The organism is Kitasatospora sp. NPDC094019 (genome assembly GCF_044764505.1).
Taxonomy (GTDB): Bacteria; Actinomycetota; Actinomycetes; order Streptomycetales; family Streptomycetaceae; genus Kitasatospora.
The window spans coordinates 172,833-183,571 of sequence record NZ_JBIWIF010000017.1 but is presented as its reverse complement, the minus strand read 5'-3'; the positions used below and the strand labels follow the sequence as shown (position 1 = coordinate 183,571).

At 71.6% G+C, this 10,739-nt stretch carries 5 protein-coding genes and 1 rRNA gene; 4 read left to right on the top strand and 2 right to left on the bottom strand.

Features of this window, described 5'->3' with window-relative positions:
• Positions 1-88 (top strand): 5S ribosomal RNA (gene rrf / locus ACIQ9P_RS30960); the annotation flags it as partial.
• A 95-nt stretch (positions 89-183) separates the two neighbouring features.
• On the top strand, positions 184-1,032 hold the full coding sequence (locus ACIQ9P_RS30955) for a phosphatase PAP2 family protein (RefSeq protein ID WP_402363436.1): 849 nt from the start codon (positions 184-186) through the stop codon (positions 1,030-1,032).
• 59 nt (positions 1,033-1,091) lie between these two features.
• On the opposite strand, the gene ACIQ9P_RS30950 is transcribed toward ACIQ9P_RS30955, so the two are convergent.
• A complete protein-coding gene (locus ACIQ9P_RS30950; RefSeq protein WP_402363433.1) occupies positions 1,092-1,655 on the bottom strand; it encodes an acetate uptake transporter in 564 nt (187 codons plus the stop codon).
• Between the two features lie 331 nt (positions 1,656-1,986).
• Positions 1,987-4,545 (bottom strand): SpoIIE family protein phosphatase, encoded by a 2,559-nt coding sequence (locus ACIQ9P_RS30945; protein WP_402363430.1) that lies wholly within the window; start codon positions 4,543-4,545, stop codon positions 1,987-1,989.
• A 578-nt stretch (positions 4,546-5,123) separates the two neighbouring features.
• Between ACIQ9P_RS30945 and ACIQ9P_RS30940 the strand changes: the two genes are divergently transcribed.
• Both ACIQ9P_RS30940 and ACIQ9P_RS30935 read left to right on the top strand, forming a co-directional pair.
• Positions 5,124-9,695 (top strand): HAMP domain-containing protein, encoded by a 4,572-nt coding sequence (locus tag ACIQ9P_RS30940; protein ID WP_402363459.1) that lies wholly within the window; start codon positions 5,124-5,126, stop codon positions 9,693-9,695.
• 377 nt (positions 9,696-10,072) lie between these two features.
• Positions 10,073-10,708, top strand: a complete 636-nt coding sequence (locus ACIQ9P_RS30935; RefSeq protein WP_402363427.1) for a response regulator — start codon at positions 10,073-10,075, stop codon at positions 10,706-10,708.
• Positions 10,709-10,739: the final 31 nt, after the last annotated feature.

Sequence of the window (10,739 nt, the reverse complement as noted above, 5' to 3'; positions counted from 1 at the left end):
CGGTTACATTCCGAACCCGGAAGCTAAGCCTCACAGCGCCGATGGTACTGCAGGGGGGACCCTGTGGGAGAGTAGGACGCCGCCGAACAATCATTCCAAAAAGACCCCCTCCGGTTCAGGAGGGGGTCTTTTTGCGTTAACGTCTCCCCACCACGTCCGAGCTCGGTGGAGAGGCACGAACCGTTGCAGAACCTGACCCTTACCTGGCAGTCCGCCGGGGGTACCGCGGCCGTGCTCTACGGGGGCTCGTACGTGGCGGCCCGGGGACGGCGGCCGGGCGTCTCGGTGGTCCTGCGGGAGGCCGGCACCCTGCTCGCGCTGTTCTCCCTCTGGCAACTGGTCGGACGACTGTCGCTGATGAGCACCGAACACGCCCTGGACCGGGCTCGTTGGATCCACCGGACGGAACTGGCGGTCGGCCTGCCCGACGAGGTCTCCTGGCAGTCCGCCGTGACGCCCTACCCGGTGCTGGTGAAGCTGGCGAACTACTACTACGCGTCGATGCACTTCACCGTGATGATCGCGGCGCTGGTCTGGGTCTTCCTCAGACACCGGGAGCGGTACGCGTGGGTGCGGACCACGGTGGTGATCACGACGGCGGTCTGTCTGGCCGTCCAGTTCATCCCGGTGGCGCCTCCCCGGATGCTGCCGGAGAAGGGGTTCGTCGACGTCGCGGCGGAGTACGGGCAGTCGGTGTACGGAGGCACGGTCGGCGGGATGGTGAAGGCCGCTCAGCTGTCCGCGATGCCGTCCGTGCACGTGGCTTGGTGCGTGCTGGTGGCGGTCGCGGTGGTACGGGTCTCGTCGAGCCCGCTGCGGTGGCTGGTGGTGCTGCACCCGGTGCTGACCGTCGCGGTCGTGGTGGTGACGGCGAACCACTTCTGGGCGGACGGTCTGGTCGCGGTGGCGATCCTGCTGCTGGCGTACGCGGCGCAGCGCGGCTTCGCGCGGTGGCGGGCCCGGAACACGTCGGAGGTCCGGCCGGAGGCCGGACGGGAACGGGTGGGGGCCCGCGACCGCGCGGGCACGTGACATGCCGGTGGGCCGGGCCCCGTGGGGGGAGGGTCCGGCCCACCGGTTCGGACCTGCCGTTACTTGACCGGCAGGGCGTCACGGCCCCACGCGCTGTTGGTCAGCGACGCGGTGGCCCAGTACCAGGCCGCCAGCCCGGAGGCCGCGGCGATCCAGCCGGCCGCCTTGGCCAGGCCACCGGAGGTGTTGAAGGTGGCGATGGCGGAGAGGAAGAGCGAGATCGTCAGCAGGCCGTAGACCGCGCGGCCGAGCAGGCCGGCGTTCCAGCTCGCGGCGGTCAGGGTGAGTGCGAGCAGGGCCCACAGCAGCAGGAACAGGCCGGCCGCGTTCTTGCCGGCGCCGGAGGCCGTGGACCAGGTGGCCCAGAAGGCGCCGAGGCTGGTGAAGGCCGTCCCGGTGAAGCCTTCGCCGCCGCGGAGCTGCCAGAGGCCGGCGACGAACAGGGTGATGCCGCCGAGGATGTGGGCGAGATGGGCCGAGTTCCCGGCGGCTGTGCCGCTGAACAGGCCGGTCGAGAGAACGCCGTAGGCGAGGAGAGTCAGGCCGAGTGCGAGGTAACCGAGGTTACCCGCGTCGGCGCCGGTGGAGCGGGCGTTCAGTGCCCCGGTAGCTTCATTGCTCACCGGAGGCTCCTTTCACTGATGGGCGCGCGCGAGGGCGCAGTGAACGCGGGTGAGTTTGCGAGGTGAAGGCGCGCGACCGCGCCGGGCGCGCACGGCTGGAGCGTGCGACGGCTGCGGTCAGAAAGCTGGGCCAGCGAGAGAGCCGCTGGTCACGTCCCCTCCGGGGGATTCCCCGGTGAGATCGGTGTACCCAGGGTGAGCGGGCTTGTACCCTTGTGAATCGCACATTTTGTGTCGACGGCCCGTCGCGGATCGTTCAGGCTGCGACAACCGGTGGGGCAAGCTCGGTCCGAGGCGCGCGGTTCCCGGCGGTCCCGGTGCGGGTGCGGGTTCAGGCGGTCCGCTGGGTGGGCACCCGCAGGGTGAGGATGGCCATGTCGTCGGACGGCGGCTCCGGGGCGAAGCGTTCGACCGCCCGCTGCACACGCAGTGCGACGGCCCCGGCGGTGAGTCCGGTGCAGCCGGTGAGTACCTCGGCGAGCCCGTCGTCGCCCAGCATCCGCAGGCCCTCGCGGCGTTCGGTGACGCCGTCGGTGACGCAGAGCAGGACTTCGCCGGGGTGGAGCACCAGGCGCTCGGCGGTGAGGTCGAGGTCCTCCATGACGCCGAGCAGCGGCTGCGGGGTGGCGGCCCGGTCGACCCGGCCGTCGGTGCGCAGCCGCAGGGGCAGCGGGTGGCCGGCGCAGACCAGCGAGAGTTCGGTGCTGCCGTCGGGGCGGGGGGTCAGCTCGCCGTAGAGCAGGGTGAGGAAGCGGCTGCGCGAACCTTCCTCCAGGATGGCGGTGTTGAGCCGGCTGAGGACCTGGGGGGCGTCCAGACCCTCGCGGGCGAGCAGCCGCAGCGAGTGCCGGGCGAGGCCGGTCACCGAGGCGGCCTCGGGCCCGGTGCCGCAGACGTCGCCGATGGCGAAGCCGTAGGTGCCCTCGCGGATCGGGAAGAGGTCGTAGAAGTCGCCGCCGACCTCGTTGCCCTCGCCGGCGGCCTGGTAGTAGACGTCCACCTCGACGCCCGGGATGTCGGGCAGTTCCGGCGGCAGCAGGCTGCGTTGCAGGGCCTGGCTGGTGGCCGTGCGCTCGGAGTAGAGCCGGGAGTTGTCGAGGGCGAGGGCCGCTCGGCGGGAGAGGTCCTCGGCGAGTTCCAGGACTTCCTGGCGGAAGCGGACGCCGGTCGGGGTGCCGAGGGCGAGCAGGCCGATCACCCGGTTGCGGGCGGTCAGGGGCAGGACGACGGTCTCGCCGAGCAGGCCGGTGAGGCCGGGCTCGTGGGCGAAGCCGCTGTCGTCGGCGGTGTCGGTGGGGCCGGCCCAGAAGCGGGCGCCGTGGGTGGGGCCGGCGTCGGGGGCGGTGGTCTTGTCGAGCAGGGCGCGCAGCGGGTCGATCCGGTCCTCGTCCTCGTGCAGGACGAAGGCCAGCGAGGCGGGGGCGCCGTGGTCGCCGTTGGTGTAGACGGCGCACCAGGAGGCGAGGGTGGGGACGGCCATCTGCGCCATGAGCGCGAGGGTCTGCTCGTGTTCGAGGGTGCCGGCCAGCAGGTCGGAGGCTTCGACGAGGAAGGACAGCGAGCCGCGGCGCAGCCGTTCGAGTTCGGTGAGCCGGGTGGATTCGACGGCGAGGGCGAGCCGGTCGGCGGCGGACTGGAGCCGCAGCGCGTCCTCGTTGTCGTAGCGGCCAGGGGCGGCGGTGGCGATGCCGAGCGAGCCGATCAGCCGGCCCTCGACCTTGAGCGGGACGGTGAGCAGGGAGCGCAGCGCGCTGTCGTCGAGGACGGCCGGGCCGGTGGGTCGGGTGGCGAGGTCCTCGTGCACCGAGGGGAGGCGGGGCGAGTCGTAGCGGTTGCCGGTGTCGACCGGGAAGCGGGTGTGCGGGCGGATCGCGGTGGGCAGTCCGGTGGCGGCGCGGAGCTCGAACTCGGTCTCGTCGTCGGTGGTGAGCAGCAGGTAGGCGGCGTCGGCGTCGAGCAGGTCGCGGGCGCGTTCGACGGTGTGCTGGAGCAGGGTGTCGAGGTCCTCGCCGCTGCCGAGGCCGGCCAGCAGGTCGAGCCTGGCCGCCGGTTCGGCGCGGTCGCCGGGCAGGGCGCGGGCGGGGGAGCGCAGGACGGCGCGGTCGTCGTCCGGGACCAGCAGGCAGAGCGTGGAGGGGGTGCCGTCGGTGTCGCGCAGGCGGACCTGGACGCCGTAGACGTCGGTGGTGGTGCCGTCGGCGCGGCGCAGCGCGTAGCCGCCCTCCCAGCGGGCGAGCCGCAGGGTGGCGGCGAGGCCGAGGCCGGCCTCGGCGGGCTGCGGCCAGACGGCGAGGTCGGCCCAGGGGCGGCCGAGCACGGTGTCGGCGGGGTGCTGGAAGAGTGCCTCGGCGTCGGGGTTCCAGGCGAGGATCCGGCCGTCGTCGTCGAGCTGGACGACGGCGACGTGCACCGGTCCGGTGCTGCGGGGGAGCTCGCTGCCGGGGGTGGCGGGCAGCGCGTAGCGGGTGCCGGCGGTGTGCGCGGGCAGGGCGAGCCGGAACCAGACGGTCTTGCGGCCGGAGCCGTACTCGACGCCCCAGCGTTCGGCGAGGGCGGCGCACATCAGCAGGCCCCGGCCGCCCTCGCCGTCGGCGTCGGCGTAGTGGTCGGAGGCGGTGGTGGGTACGTCGGCGAAGGTGGGCAGGCCGCGTTCGGGGTGGTGGTCGGTGACTTCGATCCGGACCGTGCCGTCCTCGCGCAGGCAGCAGACCTCGGCCGCGGTGCCGGCGTGCACGACGGCGTTGGTGACGAGTTCGCTGACCAGGACCACGGCGTCGTCGACGACCTCGGGCAGGCCCCAGCCCAGCAGCGCGTCCCGCACGAAGGCGCGGGCGGCGGAGGCCGACCGGCCCACTGGTTCGAAGGTGGCGGCTGCGCGCGCGGTGACCACGTTGCCACGTCTCCTCTGCTCTGGCCCTGGCTGCCCGGGGGCGCGGCCGTCGACTCCCGGTGTGTGCCGGCGGGGTGCCGGCGACGCTGGGGCGGGTCGGTGGCCCGGTGCAGCGCTCCACCCTACTTTCCGCTTGGTTCCCCGCGGGGGCGGGGCGTCGAAACAGGCACCGGAGGGTGATTCTGCCCACCCGTTTCGGACCGGGGCGGTACCAACCGAGCGCAACCGGCCTTGTACCGGGCGCGAGTGCTGCCAGACTGGGGGGTCCGCGATGTCCGTTCGGAGCAGTACGGTCGTTGCGGGTTCCGGTGGACCCGAGGGGCCACCGGGGCGTACACCGGGACGTTTCCCGGCGGCGGGCCCCCGAGGGGGCGCGGCCGCGGGGGAGCCCGGACAGTTCACGATCTGGGAGGGGCCCGTTGAGTTCGGCCACCAAGGACGCAACCGGTACGACGCCGCCCGCTCAGCGTGGCGGGCGGTCCGGGGCCGCGCCGCGGAGCGCGGCCGGCCGGCGTGTCAATCACAACCGCGGCGCCGAGCCGGCCGAGCTGCGCAAGGTGCTGGCCGCGCTGACGGCGATGCGCGACGGAAACTTCCGGCGCCGGCTGACGGTGCCCGGGGACGGACCGCTGGCGGAGATCGCCGCGGTGTTCAACGAGGTGGCGGAGCGCAACCAGCACCTGACGGGTGAGCTGGCCCGGGTGCGTCGCGCGGTGGGCCGTGAGGGCCGGCTGAACGAGCGGCTGGAGACCGGTGCCGGCGAGGGCGCCTGGATGGCGGCGGTCGACAACTGCAACGCGCTGATCGACGACCTGGCGCGGCCGATGGCCGAGGTGGGCCGGGTGCTGAGCTCGATCGCCGAGGGCGACCTGGACCAGAAGATGGAGCTGCGCTCGCTGCACAGCAACGGGGTGAGCCACCCGTTGCGCGGCGAGTACCTGAAGATCGGCCGTACGGTCAACGGGCTGGTGGACCAGCTGTCGGAGTTCACCGACGAGGTGACCCGGGTGGCCCGTGAGGTCGGCACCGAGGGCAAGCTGGGTGGCCAGGCGAAGGTCCGCAGCGTGTCCGGCAGCTGGAAGGACCTCGCGGACTCGGTCAACACGATGGCCGGTCGGCTGACCGCGCAGGTGCGCAACATCGCGCAGGTGACGACCGCGGTGGCCAAGGGCGACCTGTCGCGCAAGGTGACGGTCGAGGTGGCCGGCGAGATGCTGGAGCTGAAGAACACCGTCAACACGATGGTGGACCAGCTGAACGGCTTCGCGGCGCAGGTGACCAGGGTTGCCCGGGACGTGGGGACCGAGGGCCGGCTGGGCGGTCAGGCGCAGGTGCCGGGTGTCGCCGGGGTCTGGCGGGACCTCACCGATTCGGTGAACTTCATGGCGGACAACCTGACGGGTCAGGTCCGCAGCATTGCGCAGGTGACCACGGCGGTGGCGCGCGGCGACCTGTCGCAGAAGATCGAGGTGGACGCGCGCGGGGAGATCCTGGAGCTGAAGAACACCATCAACACGATGGTGGACCAGCTCTCGGGCTTCGCCGAGCAGGTGACCCGGGTGGCCCGCCAGGTGGGTACCGAGGGGCGGCTCGGCGGTCAGGCGCAGGTGCCGTGGGCGGCCGGCGTGTGGCGGGACCTCACCGACAACGTCAACTTCATGGCGAACAACCTCACCGACCAGGTGCGGAACATCGCCCAGGTGACCACGGCCGTGGCCCGGGGCGACCTCTCGCAGAAGATCCAGGTGGACGCGCGCGGGGAGATCCTGGAGCTGAAGAACACCATCAACACCATGGTCGACCAGTTGTCCGCCTTCGCGGACGAGGTGACCAGGGTGGCCCGGGACGTCGGTACCGAGGGCATCCTCGGCGGTCAGGCGAGCGTGCCGGGGGTGTCCGGCACCTGGAAGGACCTGACCAACAGCGTCAACCTGATGGCCAACAACCTGACCAGCCAGGTCCGCAACATCGCCGAGGTGACCACGGCGGTGGCCCGCGGGGACGTGTCGAAGAAGATCACCGTCGATGCCCGGGGCGAGATCCTGGAGCTGGTCACCACCGTGAACACGATGGTGGACCAGTTGTCGGCGTTCGCCGACGAGGTCACCCGCGTCGCCCGCGAGGTGGGGACCGAGGGCAACCTCGGCGGCCAGGCCCGGGTGCGCGGGGTGTCGGGCATCTGGAAGGACCTGACCGACAACGTCAACTTCATGGCCTCGAACCTCACCAGCCAGGTGCGGAACATCGCCGAGGTGGCGACGGCGGTGGCCTCGGGCGACCTCTCCAAGAAGATCACCATCGAGGCGCAGGGCGAGGTCGCGGCGCTGGCCGGGACGCTGAACACCATGGTCGACCAGCTGTCCGCCTTCGCGGTGGAGGTCACCCGGGTGGCGCGCGAGGTGGGCACCGACGGCATCCTGGGCGGTCAGGCGGGGGTGCCGGGCGTGGCCGGCATCTGGAAGGACCTGACCGACAACGTCAACCTGATGGCCAACAACCTGACCGGCCAGGTGCGGAACATCGCGCTGGTGATCACGGCGGTGGCCAAGGGCGACCTGTCGCAGAAGATCGACGTCGACGCGCGCGGCGAGATCCTGGAGCTCAAGACCAGCATCAACACCATGGTGGACCAGCTGTCGGCGTTCGCCGACGAGGTGACCCGGGTCGCCCGTGAGGTGGGCACCGACGGGCGGCTGGGCGGCCAGGCCCGGGTGCCGGGGGTGGACGGCACCTGGCAGGACCTCACCGAGTCCGTCAACGAGCTGGCGAACAACCTCACCCGGCAGGTGCGCGCGATCGCGCAGGTCGCCACCGCGGTGACCCGGGGTGATCTGTCGCTGCGGATCGACGTGGACGCCGCGGGCGAGCTCGACGAGCTCAAGGACAACATCAACCAGATGATCGCCAACCTGCGCGAGACCACCCGGACCAACCAGGAGCAGGACTGGCTGAAGACCAACCTGGCCCGGATCTCCGGTCTGCTCCAGGGCCGGCGCGATCTGGAGGCGGTGGCCTCGCTGATCATGACCGAGCTCACCCCGGTGGTCTCGGCCCAGCACGGCGCCTTCTTCCTCGCCCAGCCGGCCGGTCGCACCGCCGAGCTGATCACCGAGGACGACGACGAGAACGACACCGTGCTGCGGCTGATCGGCAGCTACGGCTACCAGCGCCGGGCGATGCCGACGACCTTCCACCCCGGTGAGTCGCTGATCGGCCAGGCCGCGGTGGAGAAGCGGGCGATCATCCTCAAGGAGGCGCCGCCCGGGTACCTGAAGATCGCCTCCGGCCTCGGCGAAGCCTCGCCGGCCCACATCGTGGTGCTGCCGGTGCTGTTCGAGGGTCGGCTGCTGGGCGTGATCGAGCTGGCCACCTTCAGCTCGTTCACCACGGTCGCGCTGGACTTCCTCAACCAGATCGCGGACCTGATCGGCGTCACCGTCAACACCATCAGTGTCAACACCAAGACCGAGGGCCTGCTGCTGGAGTCCCAGCGGCTGACCGCGGAACTCTCGATGCGTTCGGCGGAGTTGGAGGCGCGCCAGGAGGAACTGGAGCGAACCAACGAGGAGTTGCAGGAGAAGGCCGAGCAACTCGCTCAGCAGAACCGTGACATCGAGATCAAGAACGGCGAGATCGAGGAGGCGCGGCAGGTCCTGGAGGAGCGCGCCGAACAGCTCGCGCTGGCCTCCCGGTACAAGAGCGAGTTCCTCGCCAACATGTCGCACGAGCTGCGCACCCCGCTGAACTCGCTGCTGATCCTGGCCAAGCTGCTCTCCGACAACAACGAGGGCAACCTCTCGCCCAAGCAGGTCGAGTTCGCCGACACCATCCACGGCGCCGGGTCCGACCTGCTCCAGCTGATCAACGACATCCTCGACCTGTCCAAGGTGGAGGCGGGCAAGATGGACGTCCGGCCGGCCCGGATCGCCCTGGTCCAGCTGGTCGACTACGTCGAGGCGACCTTCCAGCCGGTCGCGCTGGACAAGAACCTGGAGTTCGAGGTGCGGGTCTCGCCGGCCCTGCCGGTCACCCTGCACACCGACGAGCAGCGGCTCCAGCAGGTGCTGCGCAACCTCATCTCCAACGCGGTGAAGTTCACCGACACCGGCGCCGTGGACTTCTCGATCAGCCCGGCGGGCGGGGGAGTGCCGCAGCACGTGCGCGAGCAGCTGCTGGAGGCGGGCGCGATCGACGGGCCGGACGATCCGCTGATCGCCTTCACCGTGTCGGACACCGGGATCGGCATTCCCGGGGACAAACTGCGGGAGATCTTCGAGCCGTTCCGGCAGGCCGACGGCACCACCAGCCGCAAGTACGGCGGTACCGGCCTCGGGCTGTCGATCAGCCGGGAGATCGCCCGGCTGCTCGGCGGCGAGATCCACGCCGAGAGCGAGCTGGGCAAGGGCTCGACCTTCACCCTCTACCTGCCGCTGCGCACCGAGGCCCCGGGAGCCGTCGGTCAGGCGGGGTCGGGCGCGCCCTCGCTGCGCGCCTCGGTCGGGGTGACCCCGGTTGGGACGCCGGTGCCGGTGGGGGAGAACCCGGCCGAGCACTGGGCGCAGGAGGTGCGCGAGCTGGTCGAGGTCCGCCGCCGGGGCGCGGTCGAGCGCCGCCGCAGCGCGGCCCTGGAGGTGCCGTCCGCCGAGGGCCGGTCCCCGCACCAGGCCCGGCCCGCCGGGTTCCGTCCGGGCGACGGGAGGGCGGCGGAGGGGCGCAGCCCGGAGTCCGCTCCGGCGGTCCGGTCCGGTGGCCGCGGCGACGTCCGCTTCGACGGCGAGCAGGTGCTGATCGTCGACGACGACGTGCGCAACGTGTTCGCCCTCACCAGCGTGCTGGAGCAGCACGGGCTGACGGTGCTGTACGCGGAGAACGGCCGTGAGGGCATCGAGATGCTGGAGCAGCACGAGAACGTGGCGCTGGTCCTGATGGACATCATGATGCCGGAGATGGACGGCTACGCGACCACCGAGGCGATCCGGCGGATGCCGCAGTTCGCCGGTCTGCCGATCATCGCGCTGACCGCGAAGGCGATGAAGGGCGACAAGGAGAAGTCCTTGGCGGCCGGTGCCACCGATCACATCACCAAGCCGGTGGAGACCGACCACCTGCTGTCGGTGATGCACGAGTGGCTCACCGTCCGGAAGTCCTGACCGCCGGGACCTCCGCCGCCGAGGCCCGGACCGACGGGTGTCCGGGGCCCACCGGGCCCCGGGCACGGCCGAGTTCGGCCCGTTCGAATGGCGGGGGCGTGAATCGCGGAGTACGCTCCGGGGTTCACGCCGGTGGGAGGGCGGTTTGCTGGCGGGGAGGGTCGGGAACCGGGTAGGGTCACCGATCGTTGCGAACAGTGACCGAGTGACGACTCGCTGGTGAGCGTACGCCGGTGCACTGGCTGCGCACCGCTCCGGATCCGGACGCGACGGAGCGATGTGCCGGGCGAGGGGGTGCGGCTAGCATGACCGGGGTAGTGGTGGGCAGTACGCGGGTGCCTTCCCCAGGTAGGCAGGCGACAGGAGGGCGCGTCGTAATGCAGAAGGCGAAGATCCTCCTGGTCGACGACCGGCCGGAGAACCTCTTGGCACTGGAGGCGATCCTTTCGGCGCTGGACCAGACGCTGGTGCGGGCCGCCTCCGGCGAGGAGGCGCTCAAGGCGCTGCTCACCGACGACTTCGCGGTGATCCTGCTGGACGTCCAGATGCCGGGGATGGACGGTTTCGAGACCGCCGCCCACATCAAGCGCCGCGAGCGCACCCGGGACATCCCGATCATCTTCCTGACCGCGATCAACCACGGGCCGCACCACACCTTCCGCGGTTACGCGGCCGGCGCGGTCGACTACATCTCGAAGCCCTTCGACCCCTGGGTGCTGCGCGCCAAGGTCTCGGTCTTCGTCGACCTCTACATGAAGAACTGCCAGCTGAAGGAGCAGGCGGCGCTGCTGCGGCTGCAGCTGGAGGCGACCGGGGCCGAGCCCGCCATCGGCGGCGCGCTGCTCGGCGAGCTGTCGGCCCGGCTGGCCGCCGTCGAGGAGCAGGCCGAGTCGCTGACCAAGCAGCTGGACGGCACCGAGGACGGCGGGGTGGCGGCCACCGCGGCGCACCTGGAGCGCAAGCTGGCCGGACTCCGGCGGGCGCTGGACGCGCTGCGCCCCGGTACCGACTGAGGCCCGCCGGTGCCCGGCCCGGAGGTGGCCG